Source organism: Vreelandella titanicae BH1 (assembly GCF_000336575.1).
Lineage (GTDB): Bacteria > Pseudomonadota > Gammaproteobacteria > Pseudomonadales > Halomonadaceae > Vreelandella > Vreelandella titanicae.
In genome coordinates this window covers 205156-221008 of the sequence record NZ_AOPO01000006.1, presented here as the reverse complement: position 1 = coordinate 221008, position 15853 = coordinate 205156, and the positions used below count along the sequence as shown (strand labels likewise).

The window sequence follows — 15853 nt, the reverse complement described above, 5'->3', positions numbered from 1 at the left end:
GTTAACGGCGGATTTTTTTCCGCCGTTAACAGTTACGCGAGTCGTGACAACAGTTATTAAGAGTGCCGCTCGGGAGCGCTAGCCGGTGTTTTATCAGCTCCTTCGGGCGGCAATCCTAGTTTGGCCTCCAGCGTTTCAAGCTCTAACCGGTAGCGCTCAACGAGGTATTCGAAGCGCCCAAAATCATGTCCGCAATCCATGCAGAACACATGGGCTTTACCACGCCGCGTGGCGGGAAGGCGTTTTAAACGACTGCTGCATTCCGGGCACTCAGGGCTGAAATGGTTGGTTGTCATTGCTCACCTCACTAGTATCTTCTCGCTGATAAACGTTGCGATTTCTGGGATTATTTAAACCATCACTACTACGACGCGACTAAAGTCGTAATGGTTCAATAGCGGGCTAATTAATTTGTCGATACCTAGCTCCTCACTAGCCAACTCACCAACGCCCCAGCTTCGCCCTTATCAGCAGGAAGCGGTCAAGCGCGTGGTGAGCCATTTCCGAGCCTCAAGCGAGCCTGCGCTGGTGGTGCTGCCCACGGGCAGTGGTAAATCCCTGGTGATCGCTGAGCTAGCGCGTTTGGCCCGTGGGCGGGTGCTGGTGCTGGCCCATGTGCGTGAGCTGGTGGAGCAGAACCATGCCAAGTACCAGGCTTATGGGCTTGAGGCGGATATTTTTAGCGCCGGTTTAAAGCGCAAAGAGGCGAGTCGGCAAGTGGTATTTGGCTCGGTGCAGTCGGTGGTGCGTAACCTGGAGAGTTTTAACGACGCTAATTTTACCTTGCTGGTCATCGACGAGAGCCATCGTGTATCACTCAACGAAGACGCTAGCTATCGTCAGGTGATTGAGCACCTGCGCCAGCACAATCCACAGCTTAAAATACTCGGCCTCACCGCGACGCCGTACCGTTTGGGGCAGGGGTTTATTTATTACCGCCACCATCACGGCATGGTGCGGGGCAGTGAAGAGAGTTTTTTTCGTGACTGCGTCTTCGAGCAGCCGCTGCGTCTGATGGTGAAGCAGGGCTATCTGGCTGCGCCCAAGCGCCTGGATATGGCGATTGAGGGCTATGACTTCTCCGCACTCAAACCCTCTTCAAGCGGTCTGTTCCAAGAGGAAGAGCTGAATCGCGTGGTGGCGGGCAGTCGAGCGACGCCAGGCATTATCGGGCAAATCGTCGAACGTGCGGTTGATCGCCAGGGCGTGATGATTTTTGCCGCCACCGTGGCCCACGCTGAAGAAATTATCGGTTATTTACCCCGAGCAGAGGCGGCTTTAATTACCGGTGCAACACCTTCCCAAGAGCGCACTGCGCTGATCGATGCTTTTAAAGCGCGGAAACTAAAATACCTGGTGAACGTCGCGGTGCTGACCACCGGTTTCGATGCTCCCCACGTGGATTTGATCGCTATTTTGCGGCCTACCGAATCGGTGAGCCTCTACCAGCAGATGGTGGGCAGAGGGCTGCGCCTGTCGCCGGGCAAGAGCGACTGCCTGATTCTGGATTATGCCGGCAACCCCTGGGATATCTACGCACCGGAAGTGGGTGAGCCGAAGCCGGATAGTGACAGCGAGCCAGTGCAGGTGGAGTGCCCCGCCTGTGGTCATGCCAATGTGTATTGGGGGAAGCGTGATGGCGAGCTAGTGATAGAGCACTTTGGCCGTCGTTGTCAGGGGCTGGTCGAAGACCCTGATTGGACTTCCAGCGTAGCTAACGGCCAGCGCGGCGCGGCTTCGGGCGCCTATAAAAAGCAATGTGAGTTTCGGTTCCGTTTTAAAGTTTGCGAGGAGTGCGGCGCCGAGAATGATATTGCCGCCCGCCGCTGTCACGGCTGTGACAAACTGTTGGTGGACGCGGATGATAAACTCAAAGATGCCCTAAAGCTTAAAGACGCCAAGGTACTGCGGGTAAGCGGTATGCAGCTGGAAGCGACCACCAACGGCCGTGGCCTGCCGCGCTTAAAAGTCACCTATCATGACGAAGATGGCACCCATCTTGCCGAGTGGTACGCGCTGGAAACCCCCGCTCAGCGGCGCGCCTTCTATGCTGCCTTTCTGCGCTACCATCTGCGCGCACCGGGAGGTAAATGGCAGCCGCTAAGCGCCGAGGAAGTCGTCGCCGAACAGCGCCGCCTACGCCACCCGGATTTTGTCGTAGGCCGCAAAGTGGGGCGCCATTTCCAAATCCGTGACAAGCTGTTTGACTATACTGGCCGCTACCGCAAAGCGGTGGAGGCGGGGTAGTACGCTTGTGCTTACTCTCTAATAGAGCAACGCGAATGCTGACGACTTTGCTAAACTGTTCGCTTGTGCCGATTTCCATTTTCCAAGAGAGCCGACCCGCGTGAGCGAGACGCCAAGCGTTACTGTTGATTTAGCAAGCCCTGATTCCGAACCCACCGAGCCAGTGGCAGCTTCGCTTGGGCGTCTGTTTAATGAGCCGATTACGCAAATGCCGGAGGATTTGTATATTCCCCCGGAAGCACTGCGTGTCTTTTTAGAGACCTTTGAAGGCCCGCTGGATCTGCTGCTCTATCTGATTCGCCGCCAAAACCTGGATATTCTGACCATCAACGTGGCGACCATCACCCACCAGTACATCGAGTACGTGGAGCTGATGAAGGCCATGGAGATCGAGCTGGCGGGGGAATACCTGTTGATGGCCGCTATGCTGGCTGAGATCAAGTCGCGCACCTTGTTGCCCCGCCCGCCGAAGGCTGAGGGCGATGACGAGGAGGATCCCCGCGCTGAGCTTATCCGCCGTCTGCAAGAGTACGAACGCCTTAAAGAGGCAGCAGAGACGCTGGACACATTACCGCGTATGGGGCGTGACTGGTTCAGCGTGCAGGCGGGCTTACCGCCACTGGAATCCCGTGTGATTCACCCCGAGGTGGAATTGGATGAATTGCTCAGCGCGCTCTCCGATATCCTCAAGCGTGCCGAGCTGGTGCAGGCCCACCAGATCAGCCGCGAGGTTCTCTCTACCCGCGAGCGCATGCTCAAGATCATGGAGCAGCTAAGTTACGACGACGCCCATCAGCGCTATACCCCCTTTGAAGCGCTATTTACTTTAGAGGAGGGGCGCGCAGGCGTGGTGGTCACGTTTATGGCGATTCTTGAGCTGGCCAAAGAAGCCATGATTGAAATTGTCCAAAATGCGCCGCTGTCGCCAATTCACGTGCGCGCGCGACGCGCTGCCCTTGCTGACGGCGAGGAGAGCGCTTTTGATGAGGGCGAGATAGAAGATGATGCCTATGGCGAGTCCGCTTTTGAACCTGACGAGGAGACGCCATGAGTAACACCGTCACCGCGTTAGATGACATTGTTTTAGATGATATTGTTGAAGCCGCACTGCTGGCCGCTGGCGAACCCTTGCCCCTTGAGCGGTTGGAGACACTCTTTCTTGAGGGCGAATGCCCCCCGCGCAAAGAGCTTCGTGACGTCCTGGAACGTTTGCAGCAGCGACATTCTGGCGGTGCACTGGAGCTCCTGGAAACGGTCTCAGGCTACCAACTGCGCATTCGTCCGCGGCTTTCCCAGTGGGTGTCGCGGTTATGGGATGAACGCCCCCAGCGCTACTCGCGGGCGCTGCTGGAGACACTGGCATTAATTGCCTATCGGCAGCCGGTTACTCGTGGGGACATTGAGGAAGTGCGCGGTGTCAGCGTGAGTAGTTCCATTATGCGCACCTTGGCTGAGCGCGGCTGGATTCGGGTGGTCGGTCATCGTGATGTGCCTGGCCGACCAGCGGTATATGCCACCACACGCAGCTTTTTAGACGATTTTGGGTTAAAAACCCTCGATGCATTGCCGCCCATGCACACCCTGGCAAGCTGGGATGAAAACGAGATATCTGAAGAACCGGGGATGACGATGGATACTGACATTCAGGAAGAAAATGGCCCCGGTACAGACCATGAAGCACTGGACGAAACGATCAAAACGGTGCAGGATGCGCCACCTCAGAAAGAACAGATAACCTCGGCTGAGATAGCCGACACGCACGCCGAGACGGCGTTAACCCAGCCGCTGAGTTTTGCCGACCTACAGGCTCGGCTCGCGGCACGTGCCAAGCGCCAACAAGATGAGCGCGAAAGCACGGAGACTACCGATGTGAGGTCAGACGACCATGAGTCAGAGTAATAACACCACGCCCCCCACCAGCGAAAAGCTGCAAAAAGTCTTGGCCCGTGCAGGCCTTGGCTCGCGTCGTGAGATGGAAACGGCGATTTCCGCCGGCCGTGTTAAAGTGAATAGCCAGGTGGCTAAGCTGGGCGACCGCGTTGAAGCGCGGGATAAAGTCAGTTTTGATGACCGTCCGGTGGCATTGCGCCCAGAAGAAGAAGTGCCACGCCGGGTGATTATGTATAACAAGCCGGAAGGCGAGCTATGCACCCGTAAGGATCCAGAAGGTCGCCGCACGGTGTTTGACCGCTTGCCGCGCCTGAAAGGCGAACGTTGGATTGCGATCGGTCGCCTGGATATCAACACCAGTGGTTTGCTGCTGTTCACTACCGACGGTGAGCTGGCCAACCGTTTGATGCACCCCTCTACCCAGGTGGAGCGCGAGTACGCGGTTCGCGTGATGGGTGAAGTGAAGCGCGAGCATATCCTGGCCATGGTCGATGGGGTCATGCTTGAAGATGGCCCGGCGCGCTTTACCGATGTTCAGGAGTTTGGTGGCGAAGGCATCAACACCTGGTTCCACGTGGTGATTCTCGAAGGGCGCAACCGTGAAGTGCGTCGTCTTTGGGAATCCCAGGCGCTGACGGTTAGTCGTCTTAAACGCGTGCGCTACGGCAATATCTTCCTCGATAAGCGGGCGAAAGCCGGCGAATGGGTCGAACTTACCCAGGATGAGGTGGATGACTTAGCCACGCTGGCTAACTTGGAAACACGTAAAGTGCCCGCGTTGACACCGGATGAGAAGAATCGCTGGAACCGCGATAAGCACAAGCGTAAGCCGGTACAGGCACTGCGCAAACCGAAAAGCAAGGCTCGCTAAGCGCGGCTTGCAGAGCCCGTTGAACCTCTTGGTGCTCAGTCGTTAGCGGTTAGGCTGATAAGCGTGCCTGTCAGCATTGAGTGACGCCAGCGGGCACGCAAATGGTTCATTATTGTAGAGTGAAAGCGAAAAAACGCTTGCTATCAATAAGGTGTAAGCGTAGGATATGCATCCGTTCAGGCGGGTCGTTAGCTCAGTTGGTAGAGCAGTTGACTTTTAATCAATTGGTCGCAGGTTCGAATCCTGCACGACCCACCATTCAAACGACTGATCAGTTTGAATAAAGTCAGTTTGAATGCAGTGGTGAACGTTTAAAGTATGTGTAGTAACGCTGGAAAGTGATCAGCACAGCAAGTTTGGGTCGTTAGCTCAGTTGGTAGAGCAGTTGACTTTTAATCAATTGGTCGCAGGTTCGAATCCTGCACGACCCACCAAATTCAACGCCCCTGGCAGTTTAGCTGCCAGGGGCGTTTTGCTATGTGTCTAGAAAGAACTCTATGTGTGACAATCTGTTTGCAGTCAAACGCTATTTCCCGCCAAAATGGTTTAGAATAAATCTGTCTAGAATAGATTTTAAGCGATGGCCATCGCGAGAGACGCAGCGGCTCATCGCTCCAACGAGCGGTGCATGTGCAAGACGCACTGCGCCGTAGCCCAGTGTTTAACAGGGGGATTCCCTGTTCGTCACAGTGGTAGACACAATGACTATTATGACTACTCAAGCGAAGCTTGAGGCCCCGCTACCCACAGCCTACTGCCCGACCCGCATTCCGGCGGAAGATCAGGCACGGGTTGAAGAGATCAAACGACTGTTGAAGGCCCATAACGCCGTTTTGGTCGCACACTACTACACCGATGATGCCATTCAGCAACTGGCGGAAGAGACCGGTGGCTGTGTCGCTGACTCGCTGGAGATGGCACGCTTTGGTGCTCGCCACGAAGCCACCACGCTGGTCGTCGCCGGTGTCCGCTTTATGGGCGAAACCGCCAAGATCCTTTCGCCTGAAAAACGCGTGCTGATGCCCACCTTGGAAGCCACCTGCTCGCTGGATATTGGCTGCCCCGCCGATGAGTTCAGCGCCTTCTGTGATGCCCATCCTGACCGCACCGTAGTGGTGTATGCCAACACCTCTGCAGCCGTTAAGGCGCGGGCAGACTGGGTGGTGACTTCGTCGATTGCAGTCGAGGTGATTGAGCACCTGCAGGCCAAAGGCGAGAAAATTCTCTGGGCGCCCGATAAGCATTTGGGCGGCTATATCCAGAACAAAACCGGCGCCGATATGCTGATGTGGGACGGCGCCTGTATCGTTCATGAAGAGTTTAAGGCCAAGGGCGTTGAAGATCTGAAGCGCATCTATCCAGATGCCGCAGTACTGGTGCATCCCGAATCGCCTGAGCCAGTAGTGAAGCTGGCGGACGTGGCAGGCTCCACCTCGCAGTTGATCAAGGCCGCGAAAGAGCTGCCCAACGATAAGCTGATCGTGGCAACTGATCGTGGCATCTTCTTCAAGATGCAGCAGGCAGTGCCGGATAAAACGCTGTTTGAAGCGCCGACGGCAGGCAACGGCGCCACTTGTCGTAGCTGTGCACACTGCCCCTGGATGGCCATGAACGCGCTGGATAATCTAGCCGGTGCGTTGCGTGAGGGAAGTGGAGAAATTCAGGTGGATGAAGCGCTGCGTCTGCAGGCTTTAAAGCCCCTTGAGCGCATGCTTAACTTCAATGCTTAGCGAGAAAAGATTAACCGAATGTCATTGCGAACAAAGTGAAGCAATCTCGGGGTGACTGCCACCGCTGGTTAAGATTGCCGCGTCGCTGCGCTCCTCGCAATGACATGTGGTGTGTCATTGCGAACGAAGTGAAGCAATCTCGGGGGTACTGCCACCGCTGGCTGAGATTGCCGCGTCGCTGCGCTCCTAGCAATGACATGTGGTGTGTCATTGCGAACGAAGTGAAGCAATCTCGGGGTGACTGCCACCGCTGGCTGAGATTGCCGCGTCGCTGCGCTCCTCGCAATGACACAGGTTTAGTTAAAATCATCCAGCGCTTCGCGATAGTCAATGAAGTCCTCGCGGCGCTGCTCGATTCTTGCCAGCGCCTGCTGATCATTTTCCCGCTCAGCAGCATCCCGAGCGATAGAAAGTTGGCGAATGCCGCGATCGACGCGGCCGGTCAGTTGAAGATACTCTGCGCGGGCTAAGTGCCCCCAGCTATCATGCCCACTGCGCCCGGCGGCTTCGGCCAGCAGGTTAAAGACCTGCGGGGTTTCCAGGTTTTGGGAAGTGATGTCGCGCAGCAGGTCATAGGCCGCCTGCGGGTCGCGCTGCAGCTGTGCTTCGGCCAAGATTAGTTGGGCAGGTAGGTAGTTGGGCATAAAACGTAGCAATTGCTGACTGCGCTGAATGGCCTGATCGTAGCGGCCAGCTTCCAGGGCGACGCTAGCCGAAGAGGCGGGCAGCATGGCAAAGTCGGGATGCTCGTTGGCAAGCCTATCCAGTTGCTCCAGGGCGCTATCGGTTTGGCCGTTGCGAGCATCGATCAGTGCCGCTAAGTAGTCCTGAGCGGCTTGTTCGGCGCCTTCCTGAGCAAGGCGCGAAGCAGCTTGCTGTGGCGTATTAGTGTAAATGCTTAGCAGCGCTCGGGCGCGCATCATGTCGTAGAGGGTGTCGCTGGTATATGCATCGGCAACATTGAGCTGGGCGGCGCGGGCTTGCGCGGCGCTTAAACGATTGTCGGTGACCGGGTGGGTCAGCAGGAACTCGGGTGGGGTATCGCCCTGAAGGCGCGCCATACGCTGCATGGCTGAGAACATGCGCACCATTGCCTCGGGGTCATAGCCTGCATCGGCCATGGCCTGAAGGCCGATGTTATCGGCTTCCTGTTCAAACAGCCGTGAGTAGCTGAGCTGATCCTGGATCAGCGCCGCCTGTGAGCCCATGGCGGCCGCCATTCCAGCGTCGCCGCCGCCACTGGCGGCAATCAGCATACCTGCCAGCATGGCTGCCATGGCGGGCAGTTGGGTCTGAGCCGCGCGGGCACTGCCTCGGGCATAGTGGCGTTGAGAGAGGTGGCCCAGTTCGTGAGCTAGCACCGAGACAAAGGCGCCTTCATCTTCGGCAAACGCGAAAAGTCCTGAATTGATCCCTACTACGCCGCCAGGGACGGCAAAGGCGTTCAATGAAGCGTTATCGACCATGACGGTGATCGTGCGCAGACCGTTAATATCACTATGCGGGGCCAGCCGGGCAATCAGGCTTTGCAGATAATCATTGGTTATGGGGTCTTGCCACTGGGGGGCTTGGGCACGAAACTGGCGCAACCAGGCGCGGCCCAAGCGGTACTCTTCGTTGCTGACAGAGGTAGACGCCGCCCCTAAGCTCGGCAAGCCGTAATCGCTGGAGGCAATGCTTGGTGGGCTAAACAGTAGGCTGCCACAGGCACAAGCAAACGCACATATCCAGCCTGGGTAAGCGATACGAAGGGTTGGCATGGCATCCTCATAAATAATGAATAAGTACAGTGGTCAGGGTATGGCATTGGTGAAGAGTGTGACATTGATAAACACAGGGAAGTGCCGTTAAATCGACTGCCTAGTGAAATCAATCGCTAAAAAGATAGTTTATGTAACAATGCCGTGAGTATGTAGGTCATTTTGAGGGAGTGTATATGTCTGAGCAATCCGAGGGCTTTCAACCCGACACGGTGCTTGACGCTTGCGGGCTGCATTGCCCGCTGCCTTTGCTGAAGGCTAAGCAGGCCTTGGCAGGTTTGGCGGCTGGTCAGTTACTGGAAGTGCGTTCCACCGATGCGGGTTCGTGGCGTGATATGGCGTCGTTTACCGACCAAAGTGCACATACGCTGGAAGGTCGTGAGCAGCGCGACGAGGTGTATGTTTATTGGATTAGAAAAGCTGGGGATGCGCACTCATGACCCTGCGCACGATTTTAAAAAGCTGGGTTGAACGCTATTTCTCGGATGAGGAGGCGCTGATCCTGCTGATAGTACTGGTGGCGGGCTTTGCCGCGATTATCTGGTTTGGACGCATGCTGGCGCCGTTTTTTACTGCACTGGTGATTGCGTTTCTTTTGCAAGGCGTAGTGAGTGCGTTTACCCGGCGAGGGGTACCGCACCTACTAGCGGTCATCCTGGTCTTTTTGGCCTTTATCAGCGTGCTGCTCACCCTGGCGTTTATTCTGATGCCGTTGATCTGGAATCAGCTAGTGGGGCTGGTGCAAGAGACACCGCGGATGTTCGCCAGTGGCCAGGGCTGGTTGGATGAACTGCAGGCGCGCTACCCGAATATTATTACGCCGGACCAGATGCAAAGCTGGATAGGCGTGGCGAGCCGCGAGATTAGCCAGCTAGGCCAGCGCGCCTTAACGCTTTCGCTGGCTTCGCTCGGCAATATTATGTCGCTGATTATCTACCTGGTACTGGTGCCGATTCTGGTGTTCTTTATGCTCAAGGATCGCGACGTGTTGGTCGGTTTTATTCTTTCGCTGCTGCCTCAAAAGCGTACGCTGCTATCGCGTATTTGGCGCGAAATGGACGATCAGATTGCCAACTATATCCGCGGCAAATTTATTGAAATCATCATCGTTGGCACCGTGGCGTTCTTTACCTTTGCGTTCTTTGGCTTACCGTATACAGCGCTGCTAGCGGTGTTGGTCGGCCTTTCGGTGTTAGTGCCTTATATCGGTGCTGCGGTGGCTACACTACCGGTCGCCGCGGTAGCGGGGTTCTATTTTGGTCTTAGTGAAGATTTTGTCTATGTGCTGGTGGCTTATGGCGTGATTCAAGCCCTGGATGGCAACGTATTGGCACCGGTATTGTTCTCTGAGACCAATAATATTCATCCGGTTTCGATTATTGTGGCGGTACTGTTCTTCGGTGGGATTTGGGGCTTCTGGGGGATCTTCTTTGCGATTCCCTTGGCAACACTGCTCAAGGCATTGATTTACGCCTGGCCACGTAGCATGCATGAGCGGGAGGAGCGTCGGAGTATACCAGCCACGGCTAGCCAGGAAGCCGAATAGCGCTCACCCACTGCCCGCGCAAGTGAATCAGCACGGGCAGTGGGTTGAACTGAAATAGAGCCCTGGTTGAGTTAGTTGGAAGCGTTCAGCTTTTCAGCCGCAGCAAGTACTTCTTCCGCGTGGCCAGGTACTTTAACGCCGCGCCATTCGTTGGCTAGCTTGCCCTCCTTATCAATCAGGAAGGTGCTGCGTTCGATGCCCAGGTGCTCCTTGCCGTACATTTTCTTGAGCTTGATAACATCAAATAGCGTGCAGATGTTTTCGTCTTTATCTGAAATAAGGTCGAAATTAAAATCCTGTTTGGCCTTAAAATTCTCCTGGGCGCGCAAGCCATCTCGAGAAACACCAAGAATTACCGTATTAGCAGCATCGAAGGCGGGTTTGCGGTCACGGAAGTCACCGCCCTCGGTGGTGCAGCCAGGTGTACTGGCTTTGGGATAAAAGTATATGACCACTTGTTTGCCACGCATTTCCGACAGTGTCACGGTGGTATCACCCGTGGCAGTGGCGGAGAAGTCAGCAACGGGTTGACCAATTTCAACAGGCATAAGGCATCCTTTTAAGGGTGGGTGTTAATATTGCTTGTTACGCGTGATTACACGTAAGCCAGCGGCCGTTGTCAAAGCTCAAAACAGGGTGACGACAAACTCACACCGCTTTACGCTGTACAGGCTCGAATCGCCTGAGTACCATTTGGCCTCTGTGCGGTGTCGGCGCTTGATGCAAAATAGCGTGATCGCGCTCGGTTTTGAAAAAAACTCTCGTATTCAAAAACACAGATAGTTGATATCACAATTTGGCTGGTGAGGAATAAACGGATGATCACAGGCAGCATCGTCGCCCTGGCGACGCCTATGAAGGTCAATGGCGACATCGACTGGGAGGCGCTTCGTCGTCTGGTGAACTTCCATCTCGAAAATGGCACTGATGCCATTGTCGCCGCTGGCACCACGGGCGAACCGACTACCATGTCGTTTGCGGAGCACTTTGACGTGATTCGCAGCGTGGTGGAAGAGGTCAATGGCCGTATACCGGTCATAGCCGGTACTGGCTCGAACAACACCACCGAAGCAGTGGAGTTGACCCGCTACGCGAAAGAGGTGGGTGCAGATTACTGTCTGACGGTGGCTCCCTACTACAACAAGCCTACTCAGGAAGGCCTGTTTCAGCACTTCAAGGCCACAGCCGAGGCCAGCGACCTGCCGGTTATTCTTTACAATGTGCCCGGTCGCACCTGCTCGGATATCTACAACGAGACCGTATTACGCCTGGCCGAAGTCGATAATATTATCGGTTTAAAAGACGCCACGGGGAACCTGGAGCGTGCGGAAGATCTAATCACTCGCCTGAAGGGCAGTGGTTTTATGCTCTACTCTGGTGATGATGCGACCGCCTGCGACTTTATGTTGATGGGTGGCCATGGGGATATCTCCGTAACCGCCAACGTTGCCCCCCGAGCGATGCATGAGCTTTGCTCGGCAGCGGTGGCCGGCGACTCCGATAAGGCGCACCAGATTAATACGCTTTTGATGCCGCTGCATACCAACCTGGGTATAGAGTCGAACCCTATTCCAGTGAAGTGGGCGCTGAACCGTATGGGGTACGCGGATGCGGGTATTCGCTTACCGCTAACCTGGCTGTCGGAAAAGTACCACGCCACGGTGAGCGAAGCGCTGCAGTTGGCGGGTGTCGTAGAGGAGTAGTCCGACGCAATACCCTTTGCTACCCAGCTCGCTTACCGTTGAGCTGGGTACCCGAATTGTTGACTTAAGGTGGCTTGATGAGCTCTGTGCTTGAAATACGTGCGCTTAAATGGGTTCCGCTGGCACTCGCAGCGGCTGTCGCGCTCTCTGGTTGTGCGCGGGATGGTTTTTACCACGACCGTAATTTGGACTACACCGAGGCCGCTCCGGCGCCGCCTTTGGTGCTGCCAGAGACCCGCAACACCCAGCGCTATCGCGATGCGCTGCCGGTTCCTCAAGCCGCCACCCAAGGTGCACGGCTTGACGAAGCAGCAGAGATTCGCCCGCCACAGTCATTGGCGATTGGCAGTGGGATGGAACCTGAGTATGTCGAGCGTCGCGAAGTGGGCGATCAAACCTGGCTAGTAGTGGCCGCCGACACCGGTACGGTCTGGCCGCAGTTGGAAGAGTTTGTACGTAGTCGTCAGTTGGAGGTGCAGCAGAGCAGTGCTTCTCAGGGCGTTATCGTCACGCCCCAGGCGGAAATTCGCCTGCAAAGTGCACTACGCGCAGGCAGTAGCGAAGTTCGCTGCGAACGCGGCGGGCAAACCATGGCGAGCTGCCTCGATGCGTTAGAGAGCCATTTAAGCGCGCGCAGTGCATCTGCCAGTGTCTCTTCTTCCTGGACCGCTCAGCGCCTCACCGGTGAGCAAACGCTGCAAATCCGCCAGCAGGACGACGAGTGGGAAGTGGTGATCCCGCAGCCGGTCGATCGGGTATGGGCAGAGTTGAACCACTATCTTGAGCTGGATTTTGCTCAGGAAGGTCAGCGTGATTTGCTGGCCGTCGACCCTGCCAGTCATGAGTTTATGGTTGAGTACATGACTGAAACCGAGCGCAACCGCAACCCGTTGCAAATCGTCTTCAGCCCGGATGTGCGCAAAATGTCCCAGCAGATTCGTCTTGCCCTGCAGCCTAACGGCGACCAGACGATTCTGCGTGCCATCAATGCCAGCGAGCGGGCATTCAGCGCCGATGATCAGCGCGAGCTGCTTGAGCGTGTCTCCGGCTATTTACGTTAATTTGTTGATCTTTGACCCCTTACGGAGCCCCCATGGAAAAGCGCCAAGAACTCTACGCCGGTAAGGCGAAATCTGTGTACACCACCGACGATCCGGATTTGTTGGTGCTCAATTTTCGTGATGACACCAGCGCCTTCGATGGCAAAAAAGTCGAGTCGCTGGCCCGCAAGGGAATGGTCAATAACATCTTTAACGCCTTCATTATGGAGCGGCTGCAGGAAGCGGGCATCCCCACCCACTTTGAAAAACAGCTCTCCAACACCGAGAGTCTGGTCAAAAAGATGCAGATGATCCCGGTGGAGTGTGTGGTGCGCAATATCGCCGCGGGTGGGTTGGTAAAACGTCTCGGCGTTGAAGAGGGGATTGCACTGACGCCACCCACCTTCGAGTTGTTTCTGAAGAACGACGAGAAGGGCGACCCGATGATCAATGAGTCGCTGGCGGAGACTTTCGGTTGGGCAACGCCTGAGCAGTTAGCCAAGATGAAGGTGCTGACCTTCAAGGTTAACCATATCCTCAAAGCGCTGTTTGCTGAGGGCGATATGCTACTGGTGGATTACAAACTTGAGTTTGGTGTATTCAAAGGCGAGGTGGTGCTGGGGGATGAGTTCTCTCCGGATGGTTGCCGTCTTTGGGACGCCAACACCCGTGAGAAGCTCGATAAAGACCGCTTCCGTCAGGGGTTGGGCGGTGTGATTGAGGCGTATGAGGAAGTTGGCCGCCGTTTGGGCATTACCTTTCCTGCTTAAGCCGGCGCGTCAGATTTATTGCTCGGCGTAAGGTTCGATAGCCATCACCTCCAAGGTGGTGGCTTCGCCATTTTGGCGAGGGCAAAACTTAACGTCCACGTCGCGCAGACGTACGCCGTAAAGACGCTCAGAATCCCTGTCCTTTTGTTTATAGGCGGGCCTGGGGTCTTGGCTGAGTACCTGCTCAATTAATGCCAGCAGTGTGGCGCTGTCGTGGCGCTGAGCAAGCGTATCCAGTGCCGCTTGATGAAAGGTGACGTCCATGAGTGGCGGTGTTTCAGGGGCGAAACCGGCCAGTGCGTTAGGCTCGGATTCGGCCCAGGGCAGGTAGGGTTTGATATCAATCACTGGGGTGCCGCTGACTAAATCGCAGCCCTGGAGCTGCAGCGTAACGCCGTGCTGGGTGTCGATACCGACTAATCTCACCAGTGAGAGCCCCAGGCGGTTAGGGCGGTGGGTGCTGCGACTGGCAAAAACCCCCACCTTTTTATTGCCCCCCAAGCGCGGCGGCCTTACCAGCGGCGACCAGCGCTCAGGGCTTTGATGAAAAATAAAGCTCAGCCACAGGTGGCTGAAGTCTTCCAAACCGCGCACCGCGAGTGGGTCGTTGTAGGGCGCAGTGAGTACAAGCCGGGCATCGGCCGCGGGGGCGAGCCCCGGCTGGCGGGGAATACCGAATTTATCGGGGTAGTCGCTAACCACATGACCAATGGGCGTCAGCGTAAAGTGCTCGCTGTTAGGGGCATCGTCCATCACACTGCCTTCTGCTGGGGTTGATTCGCGTAGAATTGATCCAAGTAGTATAAAGCAGGCCAATGGCTTAAGCGTGACCAAATGGGGCGTGATCGAATGTGTCTTGATCAAATGATAGCTGAACAGCTCAGAGGTGACGCATGACCAATACCGAGGAGCAGCAAGCGCCAACCAGTACGCGAATAACCTATCGCGCGGCGCTAGCACGGGATGCCGCCGACCAAGCGGAAGTGTTTTATCACGCTGTTATGCAGGGAGCGGCCACGCATTACACGCTGGATGAGCGGCGTGCGTGGGCCAATGCGTTGCCCCGCGAAGGCAGTGCATGGGGAGTGCGCCAAGCGCTCTACACAACCCTAGTGGCTACCTGTGATGGTCGCTGCGTGGGGTTCCTGGAGTTGGATTTAGTCGCTGGGCGGGTTGAAACACTCTACGTATGGCCCTCATTAGCCGGTCGCGGTATCGGTACCACGCTGCTGGTACATGCCGAACGGCTGCTGCTTGAGCAGGGAAAGGGGCAAATCGAGATAGAGGCGAGTTCAATGCTCTATGAGCGCCTGCTGCGCCGTGGTTGGAAAAACCACGGCGAGGAGTGGGTCGAGCGAAGCGGGGAGCGACTGCTGCGTTATAAACTTTCCAAATCGCTTAATGCTGTTGAAACCTAATCATCAAACGCTATAGCTGCGGGTAATGCGCATGGAAAGATCGATCGAGGCGATGTCCTTGGTCAGTGCGCCGCTCGATATACAGTCAACACCGGTATCGGCAATTGCCCGCAGGGTGGCAGCATCCACATTGCCTGAAGCTTCCAGGGTGGCTCGGCCGCCGTTAATTTCCACGGCAACGTGCAGGTCTTCGATGGCGAAATTGTCGAGCATGACAATATCAGCTCCCGCGGCCAATGCCTGATCCAACTCTTCAAAGGTTTCTACCTCGACTTCCACGGGCAGGTCGTTGGCTAACTTGCGCGCTTGCGCAACCGCCGCTTGAATGCCTCCACAGGCGGCAATATGGTTCTCTTTGATCAAAAACGCGTCCCATAGGCCAATGCGGTGGTTGTGGCCGCCACCGCAGGTGACCGCATATTTCTGCGCTAAGCGCATGCCGGGCAGCGTTTTACGCGTATCAAGCAGGCGAACGCCGGTGTCTTCAATCAGGTCGACATATGCGCGGGTGGCGGTGGCGGTGGCAGACAGCGTTTGCAATACGTTAAGCGCCGCCCGCTCGCCGGTAAGCAGGACACGGGCGGGGCCCTCCAGGGTTAAGAAACACTGTTCAGCCTCTAGCTTATCGCCGTCAGCGGCGTGCCAGGTCAGGCTTACCCGACTATCCAGGCGGCGAAACAGCTCATCTACCCAGGGTGCTCCGCACAGTATGGCGGCTTCACGGGTAATAACGTCGGCGCTGGCCCACTGGTGTTCAGGGATCAATTGCGCGGTAATATCACCCGGGCCAACGTCTTCTGACAGCAAGCGGGCGGCGCTGGCGCGGATTTCTTCAGCAAGAGCGGATTGATAATGCATGGCCGTGGATTCCCTGAACG

The 15853-nt window shown here is 56.1% G+C and carries 16 protein-coding genes and 2 tRNA genes; 13 read left to right on the top strand and 5 right to left on the bottom strand.

Features of this window, described 5'->3' with window-relative positions; all coding sequences use genetic code 11:
- Positions 1-56: 56 nt before the first annotated feature.
- Positions 57-296 carry a hypothetical protein gene (locus HALTITAN_RS13460; protein WP_027958654.1) on the bottom strand — a complete coding sequence of 80 codons (240 nt, stop codon included), beginning with the start codon at positions 294-296 and terminating at the stop codon, positions 57-59.
- Between the two features lie 115 nt (positions 297-411).
- Here HALTITAN_RS13460 and radD point away from each other — a divergent pair, with 115 nt between their 5' ends.
- The 7 genes from radD to nadA all read left to right on the top strand — a co-directional run bounded on the left by radD (position 412) and on the right by nadA (position 6738).
- Positions 412-2247, top strand: coding sequence for a DNA repair helicase RadD (gene radD / locus HALTITAN_RS13455; protein ID WP_009287434.1), 1836 nt, complete (start codon positions 412-414; stop codon positions 2245-2247).
- Positions 2248-2347: 100 nt separating this feature from the next.
- The gene (locus HALTITAN_RS13450) at positions 2348-3298 is read left to right on the top strand and encodes a segregation and condensation protein A (protein WP_009287433.1); all 951 of its coding nucleotides are present in this window, start codon (positions 2348-2350) and stop codon (positions 3296-3298) included.
- Complete coding sequence (scpB, locus tag HALTITAN_RS13445) at positions 3295-4146, top strand: SMC-Scp complex subunit ScpB (RefSeq protein ID WP_009287432.1); 852 nt, start codon at positions 3295-3297, stop codon at positions 4144-4146. The genes HALTITAN_RS13450 and scpB overlap by 4 nt, the downstream gene beginning before the upstream one ends.
- Positions 4133-5008, top strand: coding sequence for a 23S rRNA pseudouridine(2605) synthase RluB (rluB, locus tag HALTITAN_RS13440; protein ID WP_009287431.1), 876 nt, complete (start codon positions 4133-4135; stop codon positions 5006-5008). The genes scpB and rluB overlap by 14 nt, the downstream gene beginning before the upstream one ends.
- Positions 5009-5190: 182 nt before the next feature.
- Positions 5191-5266, top strand: a tRNA-Lys gene (locus HALTITAN_RS13435).
- Between the two features lie 100 nt (positions 5267-5366).
- Positions 5367-5442, top strand: a tRNA-Lys gene (locus HALTITAN_RS13430).
- A gap of 267 nt (positions 5443-5709) precedes the next feature.
- Positions 5710-6738, top strand: coding sequence for a quinolinate synthase NadA (gene nadA, locus HALTITAN_RS13425; RefSeq protein WP_027958657.1), 1029 nt, complete (start codon positions 5710-5712; stop codon positions 6736-6738).
- A gap of 296 nt (positions 6739-7034) precedes the next feature.
- On the opposite strand, the gene HALTITAN_RS13420 is transcribed toward nadA, so the two are convergent.
- Entirely contained in the window at positions 7035-8498 is a 1464-nt protein-coding gene (locus tag HALTITAN_RS13420; RefSeq protein ID WP_009287429.1) for a M48 family metalloprotease, read from the bottom strand.
- A 176-nt stretch (positions 8499-8674) separates the two neighbouring features.
- Here HALTITAN_RS13420 and HALTITAN_RS13415 point away from each other — a divergent pair, with 176 nt between their 5' ends.
- Both HALTITAN_RS13415 and HALTITAN_RS13410 read left to right on the top strand, forming a co-directional pair.
- Positions 8675-8938, top strand: coding sequence for a sulfurtransferase TusA family protein (locus HALTITAN_RS13415; RefSeq protein ID WP_022522114.1), 264 nt, complete (start codon positions 8675-8677; stop codon positions 8936-8938).
- Positions 8935-10044: an AI-2E family transporter gene (locus HALTITAN_RS13410; protein WP_009287428.1), complete on the top strand. Its 1110-nt coding sequence runs from the start codon at positions 8935-8937 to the stop codon at positions 10042-10044. The genes HALTITAN_RS13415 and HALTITAN_RS13410 overlap by 4 nt, the downstream gene beginning before the upstream one ends.
- A gap of 71 nt (positions 10045-10115) precedes the next feature.
- On the opposite strand, the gene HALTITAN_RS13405 is transcribed toward HALTITAN_RS13410, so the two are convergent.
- Positions 10116-10592, bottom strand: a complete 477-nt coding sequence (locus HALTITAN_RS13405) for a peroxiredoxin (protein WP_022522116.1) — start codon at positions 10590-10592, stop codon at positions 10116-10118.
- Positions 10593-10862: 270 nt separating this feature from the next.
- Between HALTITAN_RS13405 and dapA the strand changes: the two genes are divergently transcribed.
- From dapA to purC, 3 genes are all read left to right on the top strand, one after another.
- Positions 10863-11747 carry a 4-hydroxy-tetrahydrodipicolinate synthase gene (dapA, locus tag HALTITAN_RS13400; protein ID WP_022522117.1) on the top strand — a complete coding sequence of 295 codons (885 nt, stop codon included), beginning with the start codon at positions 10863-10865 and terminating at the stop codon, positions 11745-11747.
- 77 nt (positions 11748-11824) lie between these two features.
- Positions 11825-12808: an NlpB/DapX family lipoprotein gene (gene bamC, locus HALTITAN_RS13395; protein WP_022522118.1), complete on the top strand. Its 984-nt coding sequence runs from the start codon at positions 11825-11827 to the stop codon at positions 12806-12808.
- A 32-nt stretch (positions 12809-12840) separates the two neighbouring features.
- Positions 12841-13557 carry a phosphoribosylaminoimidazolesuccinocarboxamide synthase gene (gene purC, locus HALTITAN_RS13390; protein ID WP_022522119.1) on the top strand — a complete coding sequence of 239 codons (717 nt, stop codon included), beginning with the start codon at positions 12841-12843 and terminating at the stop codon, positions 13555-13557.
- A 15-nt stretch (positions 13558-13572) separates the two neighbouring features.
- Here the strand turns inward: purC and tsaA are convergent, their stop codons facing one another.
- Complete coding sequence (gene tsaA, locus HALTITAN_RS13385) at positions 13573-14310, bottom strand: tRNA (N6-threonylcarbamoyladenosine(37)-N6)-methyltransferase TrmO (RefSeq protein ID WP_027958660.1); 738 nt, start codon at positions 14308-14310, stop codon at positions 13573-13575.
- A gap of 140 nt (positions 14311-14450) precedes the next feature.
- Between tsaA and HALTITAN_RS13380 the strand changes: the two genes are divergently transcribed.
- A complete protein-coding gene (locus HALTITAN_RS13380) occupies positions 14451-14975 on the top strand; it encodes a GNAT family N-acetyltransferase (RefSeq protein ID WP_022522121.1) in 525 nt (174 codons plus the stop codon).
- A 3-nt stretch (positions 14976-14978) separates the two neighbouring features.
- Here HALTITAN_RS13380 and nadC read toward each other — a convergent pair whose 3' ends face one another.
- Positions 14979-15833 (bottom strand): carboxylating nicotinate-nucleotide diphosphorylase, encoded by an 855-nt coding sequence (nadC, locus tag HALTITAN_RS13375; protein ID WP_039859431.1) that lies wholly within the window; start codon positions 15831-15833, stop codon positions 14979-14981.
- Positions 15834-15853: the final 20 nt, after the last annotated feature.